Origin of the sequence: Psychrobacillus sp. FSL H8-0483, assembly GCF_038637725.1 — a bacterium.
In the GTDB taxonomy this organism is placed as follows: Bacteria; Bacillota; Bacilli; order Bacillales_A; family Planococcaceae; genus Psychrobacillus.
This window is the reverse complement of the sequence record NZ_CP152052.1, coordinates 2,280,637-2,298,818: the sequence shown is the minus strand read 5'-3', so window position 1 is coordinate 2,298,818 and position 18,182 is coordinate 2,280,637. Positions and strand designations below refer to the sequence as shown.

The 18,182-nt window shown below is 36.6% G+C and carries 10 protein-coding genes; 6 read left to right on the top strand and 4 right to left on the bottom strand.

From position 1 onward, the window contains the following. Positions 1-71: 71 nt before the first annotated feature. The 4 genes from MHB48_RS10950 to MHB48_RS10935 all read right to left on the bottom strand — a co-directional run bounded on the left by MHB48_RS10950 (position 72) and on the right by MHB48_RS10935 (position 2,450). A complete protein-coding gene (locus tag MHB48_RS10950) occupies positions 72-326 on the bottom strand; it encodes a DNA-binding protein (RefSeq protein WP_342598125.1) in 255 nt (84 codons plus the stop codon). Positions 327-1,203: 877 nt separating this feature from the next. Continuing rightward, positions 1,204-1,566 (bottom strand): histidine kinase, encoded by a 363-nt coding sequence (locus MHB48_RS10945; protein WP_342598124.1) that lies wholly within the window; start codon positions 1,564-1,566, stop codon positions 1,204-1,206. A gap of 206 nt (positions 1,567-1,772) precedes the next feature. Continuing rightward, complete coding sequence (locus MHB48_RS10940) at positions 1,773-1,922, bottom strand: hypothetical protein (protein WP_342598123.1); 150 nt, start codon at positions 1,920-1,922, stop codon at positions 1,773-1,775. 237 nt (positions 1,923-2,159) lie between these two features. After that, positions 2,160-2,450, bottom strand: a complete 291-nt coding sequence (locus MHB48_RS10935; protein ID WP_342598122.1) for a hypothetical protein — start codon at positions 2,448-2,450, stop codon at positions 2,160-2,162. Positions 2,451-3,309: 859 nt separating this feature from the next. Between MHB48_RS10935 and MHB48_RS10930 the strand changes: the two genes are divergently transcribed. From MHB48_RS10930 to MHB48_RS10905, 6 genes are all read left to right on the top strand, one after another. Then, complete coding sequence (locus MHB48_RS10930) at positions 3,310-5,313, top strand: hypothetical protein (RefSeq protein ID WP_342598121.1); 2,004 nt, start codon at positions 3,310-3,312, stop codon at positions 5,311-5,313. 582 nt (positions 5,314-5,895) lie between these two features. Then, positions 5,896-7,749, top strand: a complete 1,854-nt coding sequence (locus MHB48_RS10925; protein ID WP_342598120.1) for a sensor histidine kinase — start codon at positions 5,896-5,898, stop codon at positions 7,747-7,749. Beyond that, positions 7,724-8,353, top strand: a complete 630-nt coding sequence (locus tag MHB48_RS10920) for a response regulator transcription factor (RefSeq protein ID WP_342598119.1) — start codon at positions 7,724-7,726, stop codon at positions 8,351-8,353. The genes MHB48_RS10925 and MHB48_RS10920 overlap by 26 nt, the downstream gene beginning before the upstream one ends. Positions 8,354-8,532: 179 nt before the next feature. Then, positions 8,533-12,078, top strand: a complete 3,546-nt coding sequence (locus tag MHB48_RS10915; protein ID WP_342598118.1) for a S8 family serine peptidase — start codon at positions 8,533-8,535, stop codon at positions 12,076-12,078. 312 nt (positions 12,079-12,390) lie between these two features. Further along, positions 12,391-16,743, top strand: coding sequence for a S8 family serine peptidase (locus tag MHB48_RS10910; RefSeq protein ID WP_342598117.1), 4,353 nt, complete (start codon positions 12,391-12,393; stop codon positions 16,741-16,743). 730 nt (positions 16,744-17,473) lie between these two features. Next, the gene (locus MHB48_RS10905; protein ID WP_342598116.1) at positions 17,474-18,103 is read left to right on the top strand and encodes a response regulator transcription factor; all 630 of its coding nucleotides are present in this window, start codon (positions 17,474-17,476) and stop codon (positions 18,101-18,103) included. Positions 18,104-18,182 lie beyond the last annotated feature (79 nt).

The window sequence follows — 18,182 nt, the reverse complement described above, 5'->3', positions numbered from 1 at the left end:
GATTAAAGAGAGGATTTACCTCTAGTGATATTATAATCGAACCTAAAGGAAAATCCTCATAAAATATATTATTAAAAGCTATGATCTTCTAAAAAACGATCAATCTCTTTACGAGACACACGTTTAATTCCTTCTATTTCACACACTTGTAAACCCATTGCACGGAACTTGCTAAACGTGTTATAGGCGACACCAGCGTACTTGGCTCCGTCTTTTAAGGATAGCCACCCGCTATCCATAAATTGATGCTGCGTGGCTAATAATGCCTTCTGAACGGCCTTCATTACTACTTCTTCTATATTTGTATTCATTAACTCTACATTCATTGAAATTGCTCCTCTTCATTTTGATCCCCGCAATGTTTTAATTGCTTCTGTTGATTTATACGAGGAAGGAGGAAGAGAGTTAAATGGAAATAGAGAAGATTAATTAAAGGCATAGGAAAATAACACATAAAATGAGCTAGGAAATGTATCTCCTAGCTCATCGTATTTTGCTATTCGTTTTTTACTAAAGCACTCCGTTAGTTTAATAAAATTTTAAATGAAACATAAAAGGTAAATCCTGATACAAAGAAAAGAGGTATCTAAAACTCTTTACGAACTATCACATTAATTTTTAATCATTTTGTTAATATAGAAGTGTTGTATTAGAGTATAAAATAATAAAACTACCAATGGGCCAAAAATTAAAAAAATAACCACATTAATTGCATTCAGCTCTTGCATCAGTGAGAACTCCCCCCACTCCAAAATAACCCCAAAAAGGAATCCGATTAGATTAAAAAAAAATGTTAAACCTAGAACTAATAAAGGGCGATTCTTATATAATGCAACGAATATATAACTTACGAAAAAGTAACTAATAACAGTTATTATAAATATCAATAAAGGTAAAAAAGCGGATAGACTAATTGGGAATAATAGCGCTCCAGCAAATACAAGGTAGAAAAAAACAATATATTTACTAAATTTATTACTTTCTATCATTTCGAGATCAGTAGTCTTCATTTAAATTCCCCTTTCATAGTTAATTTTTGTTTCTAATATTAAAAGATATATATCAAAATTTTGCTTTTCTAAAGTAATATTCTCTATTCAATCAAAAAGTCCTTGTTCAACTAAACTGCTTCGTTAATTCAAAAAGAAAAAATGCTTTCCCCTTCTTAAAGTAAAGCATCTGTTAGTTCAATAAGGATTTTTGTTATTCATCTTCAGTATCAAGTAAATAACCAACAAATTCTTCGTGTAATGCAACTTCTTTTTGTAGTGACTCATTTGTCTCCCTATCCACTAAATCAATTAAATAATTATCAGCAAGTTCATCGCCACCATCAATCATAACTAAAATCGAGTGAATTACACCTTGAATAACTTCACTTTGAACTTTATGAAAAGCATTTAATTCTTCCTGTGATGTGAGTTTTGTTTGAAGTATTTTATACTCGTCTTCATAATCAGACCAGATTAAGTCTGTATTAGAATTTAAACCATCAACGGCTGTTTTTGTCCAGTAATCCTTTATATTTATTAAGTTCTGTAAAAGTAGCTTTTGTTTTTCATTCATATGTAATTTCCCCCTTGAAAATAGTAAAACCCATTATTATTTCTAATCCCTTGTTCAACTAAACTGCTGCGTTAGTTCAATACGAAAAAATGCTTTACCCCTTCTTGAAGTAAAGCACCCGTTAGCCATCCATGAAGCCTTGCTTCACCACAAAATATGCAAGAAAATTACGTTCTTCCATGGTAGTTGAATAAGGATTAGTCATTTTATTTCTTCCTCAAATGAATAGCTAATTTGACACCTAAATAAGCAATTATTAAAATTAATATATTTTTTTTTCCATAATCTCCTGTAAAAACCCCCAATATCCCCCAAGAAACAATCAAACCTAAAAGAAACAAAAAGATAGATTTCAATATATTTTCCTCCGTTTGAGTGTACAATTTTTTACTTGTCCTTCTTAAACTAACCTGCTGCGTTAGTTTAAGTGTAACATTTCACAATGGATTTCTGAGATCTACTTGATGTTTCGGATAAAAAAATAAACCATCGAAATGATGGTTTTGTTTAACTAAAGCACCCGGTAGTTCAATAAGGCAATGATCTAATTTATTTAGTTGGGTAGCAGTTACCTTATGAGTTCCCACATGTACTTAACTACGATCTTGAAAAAGTTTCCTTTGTTTCATATAATCAATAGCCTTAGTTTTATTTTTTTGCTCAGAAACATATTCTGCTTCGTTTTTAAATCTATAATAGTTATTAAAGCTTTCCTCTAAGAGATTACCTTCAGAAATTGCTTTTTTAACTGCACAATTAGGTTCGGTAGTATGAGTGCAGTTAGAAAACTTACATCCAGTGGATAATTCTAATATATCTTCGAATCCATTATCTAAGTTTCCTGCAGAATCTACTATTTCATATACCTTTTTATTAAATTTCATTTTTCAACTCCCTTTACCTATTTTACTATTGTTCACTTTTCAATATTTCACCATAAAAATCCATTTCCTTATTGAACTATACTGCTGCGTTAGTTTAAGTGCATTCCTTCACAATCTTATTCGTATATTAACATAAATATCCACTTGAGGTTGACCTAATTTTATTTGATATAGGGCAGGCGAAATAATACCATTTTACTCAAAATCAACCTTTTCCTTTACATAGCCCCAAGATGAAATCAAAGGAGGGGACAGTTTTATATTTTATACAGTAGCATGCCATTTAACATACCCGCCCAGTTTGACATGAAAAGCGCTCAAAATAGCATGTATCTAGAAATTACTTATTAAAAATAAATTGAATACACCCTTAAAAAGCAGTTGTTAACAGGTCTCTTGTTAATAGCTGCTTTCTTGTTGTTCTAAATAACAATGTTCCTTTACATGAATGTGAGAGACGAAGTAGGAAAGAAAAAATATTTAACTCTGCTAAACGGGGGGCGTATATAGCAAATGAAGGAGGTAGAACGGTTTATAACAGCCACATATTAGAGCAGTAAATAATCAACATGCTGCTATCAAAACTATAACCTTCGAACACAGATTCATACGTTATAGCTAGTCAATCTCGCATCTCGCACATCACGAATAAAAATCAAAGGTTTGTCAGGAATATTTCAATTACCCCCCCAGTACCTAGGAAATTGCTTGTTGAAGCGGCATTGGGCGGGAGCTACGTGATACCTATGGAAAATTTTTCGTGAAAAGTGGTGCGGATTAAAACATAGAAGCAATAAAAGAGGACATTCTCCTATTATATATATATGAAAGTGTCCTTTTTTTACAGGAGGAAATAGAAATGAAACAACTTCTAAATTTAATTGATTACTTGAAATGTGGAAAAGAAACGTTCCCCACACAATCATATATTGATGATCAACAAATGCCAGCGGATGAAAAGAAAAAGCTTACAGGTATAACATATGTAGAATTAAACTTTGCTAACATCGCAAATGATTTAGCATTTGCACTAGAAAGATGTGAAAAAGAGAAACGTTCATTATGTTTCTATATGAACGGAGCCAAGAACAAAAAAGATATAAAGCGAATCCGATTTTTTTCCGTTGATGTTGATGAGAAAGGTGGAACTAAGGAAGAACAATATGAAAGAATTAAATCAGCCCCACTCCAGCCTACCTTGGTTTGGCGTGGGCGGGCAGGGCATAAGCTGCTTTATGAAGTTGAAGAAGCAGAATGGGATATTTCTACTAATGAAAAGCTAGAGCAATCGGTTATTCAATTTAAAAATGTTCAACAACAGTTAATTGAATTTTTTAATGGAGACGAGAGAAAAGTTTCTCCTAATGATTGTTTTCGTTTGCCCTTAACAAATAACTATAAAGAGTATACTGAGAAAGGGATTGTATATAGAGAGGAAATTGTTCTATGGGAACCGAGCAATGTATATACACAAAAGCAATTATCTGAAGCTTTTCCTCTAGCTAAAAAGAAGCATGAAAAGAAAGAGTCTTTTACAGTTGATATTGATTCACAAGATGTTCTAGATATTATTGAGTGTTTCATCGATTGTTTAGAATCGGAGGATTTAATAGATGTTGTTACAGATGAAAAGGTATCGTTTAAATGCCCAATTCATAATGATAATAGTCCATCTGGATTTTTATTTTATAATAGATTAATATGCCACTGTTCTAGTAATAATTGTCCCGTTGAAAATGGTAAGCCTTTAAGTTGGGTAGCAAAAGAAAAAGGGTGGAAAGACCTCGAAGAAGTATGTGTAAAGCTCGAAGCGAAGCCGGCAGAAAAGTACGAACAAATTTCATTAAGTGATATGCAATCTAATGAGTTAGTGCCGCTACAGCCAACAAATGCTATCGCAAAAGGTAATGTAAAAGGTGTTTTATCTAAAGTTGTAGATACAATGACAAAGCTAAGAATCCCTATAGATGCAACTACTACTAATGTCTATGCGAACATCATTAATGAATTAGACCTACAAGTTGAAGGGATTACCGTTTGTCCTTTAGAACCGGGTGGCGGGAAGAGTACAATTATGGGTGCATATTTAAAATATATGTTAGAGCATTCTATTCCTGAATCAGGCACAATTATTGTTGTAGAACGTACCGAGACTGCTAAGAAATTAATGAAGGAATTAGGCAAATATACAATATTTGTTGATGCAGACGGCAAAGCTATAGATGCACCATATTACGAATCATCACCAGCAGCATTTGTAATGGAAAGTGCATACACATATAAAGACTGTAAACAGAAGCTAGAAAAATATCAGTATGGAGTATGTAGGGAATGTCCTTTTAAAGGCGATTGTATAGTTTATAACAAGCATCAAGAGCAGAAAAATTACCCTGTCGTAATTATGACCCATGCTAGATTAAAAATGGAAGCGGATGGATTAAGTAAATACAGCAGGTGGCAGTGTAAGGATGGTAACGAATATGAACGAAAACGTATCATTATTGACGAGAAGCCACCTTTGGTAGACGTTACAACTATACAGAGAACAGACTTAGACCAATTTTTATTTGACGTGCGAACCATGACAATGGATATCGGAAAGCTAGTTGTAGATGAAACGAAAGTGTTAATTGATCAATTACGGGAGCAGTTGTTAGACGCCTCCAGTGGCAAAAAAATAGTGCCGATTAATCCTGATTTTGTTTTTCCATACAGTAAAACATGGTACAGAAAATATTCAGGTGACAACGTTAATTTGCTAAGAGACATTGAGTATCTTATTCAACAGGGGGGGCTGGTGAAGAAGACCCTCTTGAACAATTTCTATGACATTCGATTCGCTAAACAGTGTGATCATACGTGAATAAGAAGCTTCCGATGGAATCTCATTCGAACCTTGGAAATCGCAATCAACCATTAATCTTACATTCTTATCGAGACAACCCACCATCTCCTTAATAAAAGATAAACTTTCAAAGATTCGTATGATTAATGGTTAAATTATAGTGGAATAGTTCAAGGATTGTTTTGGCCCGAAAAGGGACTTTTTAATGAACACATCTAGTAGTATGGGGGTATAAATACCTAATAAAATAGAATGACAATGATAACAATGAACTGAAAATTAAGAATATATATTATATTTAGAGATTGTTGTCGTATAATGGACATAAGTGTCTCCGTCTTATCAATAACACTTTTTTGCACTTATTAATTTCGACAATTAGGAGGTACTCCTTTTTTATACTCTAATCCTTGTGTAGTAAGTTATGAAGGTCACGAAACTGATTCAAATAAAACATGTGGTGGACAGGCAAAGAATACAATATTACATCTAACCATTTAAAAAATGTACAAACGGTGATTGGCTAATGGTACTGTGCCAGTTTTTTGTCAGATATTAATAGTCTAAAATAGAATCTTAAAGATAAAGGAAGGTGACATTTTGGAAAAGTTAAGCTCTATAGCTATGAGGGAACATTTATCCAGTTTTTATATTTATTCTATTTCTTTTCTTGGTTTGATTGCTGTTATCGCCTCCATAATAATGAGTGAAATGCCTTCTGACCCTATAATCCTCTTGCTGTTAGCTGTATTTATGGGGATTATGGAGTATTTTCCTATCCGTATTGGTAGAGGAGGGATTACACTTAGTCTTACGCTCATTTTTCCAATGATTTGGGAGTTCGGGATACATATAACTGTTATTGCTTGTGTGTGTGCAATGGTATTTACCCATTCCCTTCGCCGTTTGCCGATGCAAAGAACGCTATTTAATTCCAGCCAATTTGCTATTAGTCTTGTTTTGGGAGAATGGCTCTCCCATAAAATTCTTCTTATTATTGGACCGAATCTGCCTATTTTATATGCGGGATTAATAAGTTTGCTATTATTCAGTTTATTTTTTTGCCTTTTCAACACGCTCTTTTTCGATTTTTTAATGGTGCTATTACCACAGCCATATTCGCTTGAACAGTGGCATAAGAAAAATACTTTAGTATTTTTCAGTGCAAGTTTTTGTTTACTCTACGCAGTTCTAATCTATATATTAGATCATCAATATAATGAGGAATTTGGTAGAATTGCTATGCTGTTCTTCTTTTTCCCGCTTGTAGCAATTTGCATTATAAGTTCTTTCTCTAGGCAAATACGGATAGAAAAAGAACGATTATATAAACTTTTTTCCATTACTACGGAGTTGAGCCAGGGACTCTCTGCTGGAAATTTACATCAGATGAAACAATCACTTGAAGGTTTCTTAGGAATACAGGCATATGCTTTATGGGCAAAAGATGAGGAAAATTGGAGAATTCTGCTAATGGATGGAAGCGTACATTCCAATATTTCAAGTTCTTCTGACCTACAACCGAATTTTGAAGAGATATCCGAAACCTTTGTTGTTACAGATTGGAAAATGGGGATGGTACCAGGAGACAAAGTATTTGAAAATGTCATACGGTCCCTCGTCTACTTACCTCTTAAAGTCAATCATGAGTTGGTTGGAATGTTTGTTGCGGGTAAAAGCAGGGGGGCCAGTTTTATTGCCGAAGATATACAGTCTTTAGCTACATTTTCCAATCAATTGGGCGGGTTGCTTAAAACACAGTCTCTCGTATCCGAACAGGAAAAACGAATCATTCTAGAAGAAAGAAATCGACTTGCGCGTGAAATCCACGATGGAATCGCACAAGTATTAGCTGGGGTCATATTTCAACTGGAATCAGCTCAGAAGCAGTCAGCCTATCAATCAGGAAACTTGAAACAAGTGGTAGAAAAAAGTATAAAAAAATTACGGGAAAGCTTAGGTGATATTCGATATTCTATTTATGCTTTAAAACCGTATCCTACCCAACGGTTAGGGCTAAAACAAGCAATTGCGAATAAAGTTCAATCTCTTAAACAAGAATATGATCTGGACATTAAATATCATGAAAAAGGCCGTCCTCGAACACTCAGTTTTTCAAAAGAAAGAGCAATCTTCGATACTTTACAGGAAGGTTTACAGAACATTACAAAACATGCAAAGGCAGATAAAGTTGAGATTCTTTTAACCTATCAACGTGAACATGTGCTTTTAAAGGTGAAAGACAACGGGATTGGCTTCTCCCTTTTTGAATCTATGATTAAAACGAAGCATGAGCCCCATTATGGCATCTTACATATGAATGAACAAGCTGAACAGCTGGGTGCAACCCTTCAGATTGATAGTTCAGTAGGAAAAGGTACAGTAATTACATTGTTAATTCCGGATTCAGAAAAGGGGGAGGATTACAATGATTCAAATATTATTAGTGGATGATCATACGGTCTTGCGTGATGGAATTCGGAGTATATTGGCTCTTGAATCCGACATCCGAGTCGTAGGAGAGGTTGTTTCCGGGGATGAGGTGTTGAAGAAAGTAGAGGAGCTTCAACCGGATTGTATATTGATGGATATTAATCTTCCTGGAAAAAGTGGAATTGAGGTCACATCACTCGTGAAAAGTCAGTATCCGAACTGCAGAGTGCTCGTATTAACCATGTTTGAACATGAGGAATACTTGATGGAAGCACTTCGGGCGGGTGCAGATGGCTATTTATTGAAAGATTCATCATCAGAAGAAGTGGTGGCAGCCATTCGAATGATATCACAAGGACATTCTGTTATTCATCCTCGAATGACGAAAAAGCTGGTAACGTATCATCACCAGGAACCAAACGTAAATATGCTGACAGAGCGTGAAAAAGAAGTCCTATTTGAATTGGCCCAAGGTCTTAGTAATAAAGAAATTGCTGAAGCCCTATTTATTAGTGACAAGACTGTTAAAATTCACATCAATAACATTTTAAGAAAGCTGGAAGTGAAAAGCCGTACACAAGCAGTTATTTATGCCGTTCGAAATCAACTTGTTCCCTTTTCTTAAAGAACTATCCTGCGCCTAGACAAGGTGCGGATAGTTCTTTTGTTTTATGTTGGTTTAGAACCAAAAGCTATGGCAATTATACCTTTTGATTAATTTTCAGAAAAGTAAAAAAATGAAATAATAAAGATAGATTTGAAGTTTACTAGTTTCATCTATTAAAAAGAAAAGGAGATAGGTTCATGAAAAAAAGAAAAATGAAGGCCTGGAAAGTCATGACCACAGCAGCGATGACTTCCTTATTATTTTCATCACTTACCGTTTCTGCAGAAGGTGATGTTATACAAGCTGAGTCGCAAATGGTTGAAGAAATTGAGGAACAAGGAGGACAATTATTTTTTGATAAGGATAAGATCGAAACAGGTCAAGAAGATTCACTATATACAGACATTAAAAAAGAAGGTTTGGCTACAACATATAAACCGAATGATACTGTTCGCTTAATCGTAGAAGTTGAACAACCAACTGAAATTGAGCAAACTGCCAAAAGCAAAAAAGCTTTATATAAACAAAAACAAGATAAAGTAATCGAAGAAATCTCAAAAGAAAAAGATTCTAAATCAAATGCTCCTATTAAAGTGAAGCATCGTTTTTTCGAAGGGTTTAACGGATTCAGTGTAGAAACAGAGTTTCAAAATATAAAGGATATCCAGTCTATTCCAGGGGTTACGAATGTCCATATTGCTAGAATTTTTCAGGAAAATATGGCAGCAAGTAAAGAATCAGTACAAGCTCAAAAAGTATGGGAACAATATGGTTTTAAAGGTGAAGGCTTAGTAGTAGCGGTCGTAGATTCCGGGATTGATTATACGCACAAAGATATGAATCTATCTGACACAGCCAAAGCGAAAGAAAAATGGACTCAAGATAAAATTAATCAAAAATTTGCTGAGACAGACGTAAACGAAATTTGGTATTCCGAAAAAGTTCCAACAGGATATGATTGGGCAGACAATGATACCAATGTCATTCCGGGAACAAAAGGCAGTCCGCATGGTACACACGTGGCCGGTACAATTGGAGCAAATGGCGACGAAACGAAGGGTGCTGTCGCTGGAATTTCACCAGGTGTTCAACTATTAGCTGAGAAGGTATTTTCTGATAATGGCGGTGGGGCCTATGAGGATGATATTATCGCAGGAATTGAGCATGCAGTCACAATGGGTGCAGATGTAATCAACATGAGTTTAGGTGTTGATGCAGGCTATGTAGATGAAGATTTTGATCCGATCCAAAAATCAATCCGAGTTGCGACAGAACAAGGCACCCTTGTTGTAGTGGCAGCCGGTAATACAGCCTATAGTACAAAGAATAATATTATTCTCTCTTCATTAAAACCATATGCAGAAAATCCAGATATTGGAACAGTTGGTGCGCCGGGTGTAAGTCCATATGCATTATCGGTTGCTTCCTATGAAAATATTAAACTTCATTTAAATGCCTTAGCAGATCCAAGTGGTTTTTCGGTGCCGTTCAAAGATCAAACGCAATTTCCAGCATCGTATAATTTTAAAGTATCTAAGGTTCTTTCACCAGATGTACCTTATGATTTGGTAAATGTTGGGGAAGGAAAGAATGCATCAGATTATCCTAAAGGCAAAACTGACTACATTGCCGTAGTTAAACTATTAAATCCATATAGTACTGTTTCAACCATTCAGTTTACTGCAAAGAGTGCAGGAGCAAAGGCTATTATTATGATACCACCTGCAGTATGGTCAGATTATTCTTCTCTACCAGTAACGCCAACTGCAGCACCAACGGCGTCAACTAGTAAAGCTGAAGGTGAAGCATTACTGAGTAAAATGAATAGTTTGCCAAGTGGTCAATATTTAAGCATGAAATTTGCAGGCGATACTTGGGCAGAGAATCCAGCGAAAGACACGATGTCCTTATTTTCATCCTTTGGTTCTCCAAGTACATTAGATTTTAAACCAGAGATTTCTGCTCCTGGTGGAAATATTTATTCAACTATACCAGGAAATGATTATGAAGTGATGAGCGGTACATCGATGGCAACTCCTCATGTTGCAGGCGGCTCAGCATTGTTATTGCAGGCCCTTTATCAAAAAGGATTAACCCATTCAGAAGATACAGTTTTAAAAGCAAAACTTGCTTTAATGAATACATCTAATATTGCCATGGATCCATGGACAAATGGAGAAGTTCCATATTCACCACGTGTACAAGGCTCTGGGATAATGAAAATTCAAAATGCCATTAATACACCAGTCATTGTGACAAGTAGAAACACGCCTTTAGAACAAGCTGGAGCAATTGCATTAAAGGAAATCGGTCAAAATACAAGCTTTAAATTAAACATGGAAGCATTCGACACTCCTAAGGGTAAAAATAATAGTGATGATATTGAATACAATGTTTATGTAGATCTATTGAAAGATAAGACTGAAATGAAGGAATTCGATTTAGATAGTGATGGGCAATTGGATTCAAAAGAGTATTTAACATTAACTAGTGAACGAATTAATGGTGCGACTGTCACTGTAAATGGCAATGTAGTAACAGATAAAACTGGAGCATTAGTTAAAATTAAACCAGGTCAAACAAAAATGCTAACTGTTAGTGTAAATTTACCAGATTCCTTAAAGGAAAATAGTTTTGTAGAAGGATTTGTTCGTCTAGTTCCAGTAGCCAAGGACCAAGATAAAGCAGTGCCTTTAACAATCCCTTATATGGGCTTCTATGGAAAATGGGATGAACCACGAAATATCGACGCACCTGCATGGGAGAAGGATGCATTTGTAGGATATACGGCCCTTTGGGATGAGAATTCAGAAAGATATCCATTGGGATATAACCCTCATACTGGAAGGTTCAGTCTTAACCATATTGCATTCTCGAAAAACTATATACTCGATGGTATCTATCCGTCATTCCAAACCTTACGTAATTTAGACAAAGTTGAAATGTATATTGAAGATCAATCTGGAAATCTCATGAAAAATTTAGGCGATTTTAGTGAATATACTGGTACTCCATGGAAATTTAGAAAAAATATTATGTCATATGGGGATACAAATTATGGCGGATATAAATGGGATATGAAAGACTCATCCGGACAATATGTACCTGATGGTGTTTATCAATATGTTGTCAAAACAACATTAGATTATTCAAACGCAAAACCACAGATTGTTAAAATGCCAATTACGGTAGATTCTGTCGCTCCGACCGTTTCAGATATTTCAGTAACGCCAAAGAACGGAAAATATGAAATCTCCTTCAATCCGCAAGACAATGCAAGTGACTTTAACTCTGCTGTTGTATGGGTGGATGGACAACATTATTCACTAGGTCTTGAGCAAAAATCTTTCTTAGTTAATACAGAACCGAAAAGTATTATTATTCTAGCCATTGATTATGCAGGAAATCAATCGTACAAAGTTTGGGGAGATCCGAGCTATATTAAATATACTATGGCCGTTCAAACGATCAGTATAACTCCGACTGCAAATATTAACAAAAGCAAACCTGCAAATATTAATGCCTGGGCTTATGCCAGAGTAGACTGGACGATTAATGTTAAAGATGCAAGTGGAAACATAGTCGATTCGTTTGAAGTGAAAAATGAACATTCACTGAAAACACAATGGGTACCTAATACGGACCTTCAAAATGGAACGTATTCTATATCAATTGATGTCGTGACAAAAGACGGTTTTAAAGTAACAACAACGCCTAAACAAGTAACGGTTCTCCAACAATAAACCGATTGCGACCCAAGTGAGGATGATTCACTTGGGTTTATTCACGCCCTGTGCATGGTGCCATTTTTATACGCAAAAGATGAATGATTAAATAAAAAGTCGTGGAATAGTACTTTTGTTTTATGCAGGTGTAGAACAAATAGCTAATAATTTTACTTCTTGTATTCTATATCCAGAAAAATCGGAATATGGGATGATAAGGACAGAACAAGTTTAGTAGTTTACATAAATTCTTCTGAAAATGACTTGTTTATAAGAAACACTCTTTTGGGAGAAAAAAATGACAATTACATCAGAAAAAGGGGATGCGGTATGAAGAGGAGAAAAATTAATAAAATCATGACAGGAACGTTAGCTGCTGGACTGTTATTATCTCAAGGTGCTCCATATAACGTATTGGCAGAAAGCCCATATGAGTTGAAATCAGTTGATCATGCGGAAGAAATTCTAAAGACCCTGACTGAGGAACAACGAAAGGCGTTAGAGCAATTAGAGACGAGTACAGGCTTTACGATTTCTCCGGATATTGATGCAAATAGCCCTGAATTAGTCAAAGTCATCGTGGAATTCGAACAGGCACCAGCGAAAATTGACGTGATGAAGCAAGCAGCGAAAGGAAAAGAACTATCTTCTGCTACTGCAAATGAAAAAGTGGAGCAATCACACAAAGCTTTTAAAGAGCATGTGCAAGCATTGAAAGTGAAGAAGGACACGACCGAATACAAAGTGGAAGATGTAAACATTACAAGAGAATATAAAAATGCCATCAACGGTGTAGCGATGACGTTACCTGGTATAGCAGTAAAAGATTTGCTGCAATCTGGTGTTGTTAAACATATCTTTAAAGATTACGAGGTAAAAGTAGATCCACCGGTTGAAACGCAAGAAGCCATTGATCCTAAAATGGCGGATAGTATTCCGCAAATTGGCGTGGATAAGCTTCATGCCGAGAATATTAAGGGGAAAGGCATTAAAGTCGGTGTGCTAGATACAGGGATTGACTACAATCATCCAGACTTAAAAGATGTTTATAAGGGCGGATATGATTTTGTAGATGATGATGCAGATCCGATGGAAACGACCTACGAGGATTGGATTAATGCTGGCAAGCCAACATATCCTGGTTTAGTGTATTACACAAGCCATGGAACACATGTCGCAGGGACGATTGCAGCCCAACAGAAAAACGGTGTGGATTATGCTGTGAAAGGGGTAGCACCGGAAGTAGATTTATATGCTTATCGAGTATTGGGAGTTTGGGGTGGAGGAAATACAGCGGGAATACTTGCTGGAATCGATCAAGCGATTACAGATGGCATGGACGTCATCAATATGTCGCTCGGTGCCGCGACGAACAATCCTTTATACGCCACTTCTGTCGCAGTAAATAATGCTATGCTTTCAGGCGTGGTGACCGTCGTTGCTGCAGGAAACGCCGGTCCGAACGAAAAAACGCTTGGTTCTCCAGGAGCAGCGGCTCTCGGTATTTCAGTCGGGGCGAGCGATGTTTCCATGACCATTCCTACATTTAGTGGAAGCGTTTTCACTAATGGAAATGATAATTTGCAACGTCAAGACGAAGACCTTTTTCATCAATTAGAAGATTCAAAGCTTGACAGTGAGAACCTTTCTTCTCAATTAGAAGATTCAAAACTTATCAGCGAGGAACTTTCTCCTCAACTAGAAGATTCAAAATCCTTCGTCAAAGATTTTTCTTCTAAATTAGAAGATAAAAAGAAGGAGTTGTCTCACCAATTAGAAGATTTGCAACTTCTGGGCAAAGATTTTTCAGACCAATTAGAAGATTTACAAGGACAATCTTTACCATTTGTATATGTGGGACTGGGTAAAGTAGATGATTTTACAGGAAAAGATGTCAGCGGGAAAATTGCGTTGATTCAGCGCGGGGAACTTGCGTTTGATGAAAAAATCAAAAACGCCAAAAACGCTGGGGCTAAATCAGTGATTGTGTATAACAATGTCGACGCGCAAATACCTGCCTACTTGGGCGAGGTCGTCGGTTTAATCCCGTCTTTCCGCCTGTCAAAAGCAGATGGTGAGCGGTTAAAGGAGCTAGAAGAAGGTTCTTTCACATTTGAAACGTTAAGTAATACAAAAACAGAAGGCGATCATTTAGCAGATTTCAGTTCACGCGGGCCGGTAGAAGGAAATTATGATATCAAGCCGGATGTAGTCGCTCCAGGTGTGTCCATATTCTCCACGACACCGGAATTCATCAATGATCCACAGGACGGCATGAATTACGAGAATGCCTACGTACGTGTGTCGGGGACATCGATGGCCTCGCCACATGTGGCAGGTGTAGCCGCATTGATTTTACAGGAGAATCCAGAATACACGCCTTTCGATGTGAAATCGGTACTCATGAATACTTCAGATGATTTGCAAGGGGATAATTCTGTATACGAAGTGGGTGCAGGACGAATCGATGCTTATCAAGCGGTTCATACAGATACCTCCATCAAAGTGTGGGATAAGACACAAAATATCGAGAATGGAAACGTCGTGGAAATTGACGAACTAACAGGCTCCATTGTATTCGGCAAACATTATAAAAAAGATGATCAACCCATTGAGGCAAGTAAAAAGGTGACGGTTCAAAACAACAGCCAGGAAGAAAAATCTTATACACTAGAAGTGGAATATCACGGTGAGCGTACAGGGATTCAAGATGCTGTGAATAACGGTGTTACAGTGGATGTTCCTTCATCGATTACAGTGGGAGGCGGCCAAGTACAAGAGCTTCAGCCCAAAATAACGATACCAACCAGCGCTGCGGACGGAAGATATGAAGGGTATATTCATGTGACCAATGCCAACAATCCAGACGAAACCTATCAAATTCCATTTGCTGTCATGGTGACGGAAAAAGGGTTTGAATATGTCAAAACGACTAGACCATCCGTCACAAATATGACGCCTTTCTGGGAACTGAATGACACCCTCATTCATGTCATCATGAAGATGAATAGTCCAATGAAAACCATGGATGTACTTGTAAAAGATAGTGAAACAGGAAAAGCTGTTGGCTTCTTAGGAACTGTTGATGTGAGTAGATTACTTGTAGATACGGAAACTTTCCTTGTGGGTGCGTTCGCAGGTATGGTCTATCCATTTACAAATGATCCTTCCAACCCAATCAGTGATTATACTGTAAAGCTTCCATCAGGCGAATATACACTGGGACTGATTGCGCACGATGGGGAAGGTGGATCATATGCTTTTGATAATCTGCTGATCGTGGACAATACAGCACCAGAAGTGAACATGAATATCAAACCAGGTGTAATCGAAGTCAATGATTCTATGTTTACAGTAGAAGATGGTCAAAGAGCATTGTGGCTGCATGGAACAGCTAAGGATGCGACAGTGGATCTATTAAAAGCTAAAGGATTGGACTTCGATCAATCGTCCAACTTGATGGCTTACTACGCAAACTCTGGATTCGTAAGCGGGTTCTTCCCGATCGAGTCAAATGGAGATGTGAAAATCGGAATTGAAGCGAGTGATTTTGCAAAACAACCTTTGAATTTGAATTTGAGAACATCTGATCTTGCAACTGCAGTTGATACACAAAACTATTTCTTCCTAAAAGAAGGGACGGAATATGCTACTACCAGTCATGATAAGAAAGAGTTGAAAGTCGGCGATAACGTTACGATGACACTCAGTCTTAATAATGTGAAGCAGCTTGTATCCGGAGAATTTAATGTTGGGTTCAACAAAGAATTGTTCAAGTTTGCGAATGTGAATCTGAATAATGCTGTCAAACAATATGCAAAGGAAAAAGGGTTACAGGTATCACTCCATGAGCCAGTTGTGACGGAAGGTGCACATAGTAATACTTTGAATATAGGTGCTTCCATTACTGGAAATGTATACAGTGGATTTGATGGAGATATACCATTCCTCAATGTAACGTTTAAAGTTGTGAATGATGAATATTACAATGTTTTACCTGGATTTATGGTGCAGAAGGCGTCTTATAAAAAATCAGGACAAACAGCAAACACGACCATTCCTTATTACAACACTGAGCAGCTTAAGATGATTTCTAAACATACACAGGTGTATGGAAACATCTCGCCGCAAGCATTTCTGATTTCTGGAGGACCAGGGCAAGGAGAATACTTGAAAAAAGCGGATTATTCAAAAATAGGTGCACAAGTATATGCTCTTTCCAGAAGCGGTAAAAAGTATCCAGGAACTATTGAGAAGGGTGGAACTTACAAGATCAATGATATCCCGGCTAGCGATCAAGAATATTCAATTGTTATCGATATTCCGGGGCATCTTAAAGTGATGAAGAAGTTCATACCCGGCTATAATGAAAAAGGAGAGCTACGTGGACAATCTATAAGATTTACTCAGAGAAGTATTGCAGGGGATGTTAACGACGACAAAATGGTTGATATTTTCGACGTCCAGAGTGTCGTGGATGCATATGGTACGAAGGATTCATCCATCGTGTCACAAGATATCAATCAAGATGGTGTGGTAGATGAAGCGGACGTTCGTTTAATTGAGAAAAACTTCTTAACGAAGGGACCTGACGCACCTACTGGTAAACAACCGAAAGAAAAAATTGGTAAGAAAGGGCTGGAATACTTCCTACGCCTGATCGGTCTCGAGCTGAAGCAATAAACATAATTCTCATTAGGGATGTTCATAAAAGTAGGGGACACAAAGTAAAATGCTCTCTTTCTAAATGACAAAAAAGGTAAAACCAGAAAAGAAGATGATTTCTATATTCTGGACTACCCCCTTTCAAGTAGATAGTAATTAAAAAGTGGTTATTTAGCAGCCTTAGCCCTGTATTCTTGAGGGCTAAGGCTATTTAATTTCTTCCTGAACAGTTTGTTATTGTAAACCAATCCACATTCGTCCCATATTCAGCGTTGCTTGCTTTAAAATCATTTTCCAATAGTTAATGTTTATTTTCTTTGCGTAATCGAGCTAGTTCGTTTACTTGAGTTATTTATGTTTCCTAATGATATTTAATCCAACGATCAAACGCAGAATGCGTAATAACATATTCTCTAGTAAAGTCCGCAACAGATTTACCATTTTCATAAAGCTTCACTGATTGCGGGTTAAATTTCTGATGTAAAAGTTCGACCTTGAAGTGTCATAGGAGTACGCTCCCTTAAGTTAATAGTCTAAGTTTACAAGCCCTATTCTGTTCTACTAAGTGTAGCCTATCTAGGAGCCCTCCTTCTTGTTTAAGAGTTTGTTTAGTCATTAACTCATTACGACATTTGGGGAGGTCCTCCTTTTACTGTGTTTAAAGTCCATGAGCCATAAGGGCTCTGAGTTATGGAATCTATTTAATTACATTGTTAATTCCGGATTTAAGAAACGAGGGAAGATTATCATGATTCAAATATTATTAGTGGATGATCATACGGTCTTGCGTGATGGAATTCGAAGTATATTGGCTCTTGAATCCGACATCCAAGTTGTAGGAGAGGCTATTTCCGGGGATGAGGTGTTGAAGAAAGTAGAAGAGTTTCAACCGGATTGTATTTTGATGGACATTAATCTTCCAGGAAAAAATGGAATTGAGGTCACATCACTCGTGAAAAGTCAGTATCCGAACTGCCGAGTTCTCGTATTAACTATGTTTGAAGATGAAGAATACTTGATGGAAGCACTTCGAGCGGGTGCAGACGGCTATTTATTGAAAGATACATCATCTGAACAAGTGCTAGCTGCCATTCGAATGGTATCACAAGGAAATTCTGTTATTAATCCTAGCATGACAAAAAAGTTGGTAACATATCATCACCAGGAACTAAACGGAAATATCCTAACAGAGCGTGAAAAAGAAGTCCTATTTGAATTGGTCAAAGGTCTTAGTAATAAAGAAATTTCTGAAGCCCTATTTATCAGTGACAAGAATGTTAAAATTCACATCAATAACATTTTTAGAAAGCTGAATGTGAAAAGCCGTACACAAGCAATCATTTATGCCGTTCGAAATCAACTTGTTCCCTTCTCTTAACTAAAAATGTCCTGTACTTTATTATTCAGCTTTAAGACAAGTAATTGGAATAGTACTTTTGTTTTATCTGGTTTAAAAC

Coding starts and splice junctions, on each gene's coding strand:
- MHB48_RS10950 (WP_342598125.1), bottom strand. CDS start 326: ATGAATGTAGAGTTAATGAATACAAATATAGAAGAAGTAGTAATGAAG.
- MHB48_RS10945 (WP_342598124.1), bottom strand. CDS start 1,566: ATGAATGAAAAACAAAAGCTACTTTTACAGAACTTAATAAATATAAAG.
- MHB48_RS10935 (WP_342598122.1), bottom strand. CDS start 2,450: ATGAAATTTAATAAAAAGGTATATGAAATAGTAGATTCTGCAGGAAAC.
- MHB48_RS10930 (WP_342598121.1), top strand. CDS start 3,310: ATGAAACAACTTCTAAATTTAATTGATTACTTGAAATGTGGAAAAGAA.
- MHB48_RS10920 (WP_342598119.1), top strand. CDS start 7,724: ATGATTCAAATATTATTAGTGGATGATCATACGGTCTTGCGTGATGGA.
- MHB48_RS10915 (WP_342598118.1), top strand. CDS start 8,533: ATGAAAAAAAGAAAAATGAAGGCCTGGAAAGTCATGACCACAGCAGCG.
- MHB48_RS10910 (WP_342598117.1), top strand. CDS start 12,391: ATGAAGAGGAGAAAAATTAATAAAATCATGACAGGAACGTTAGCTGCT.
- MHB48_RS10905 (WP_342598116.1), top strand. CDS start 17,474: ATGATTCAAATATTATTAGTGGATGATCATACGGTCTTGCGTGATGGA.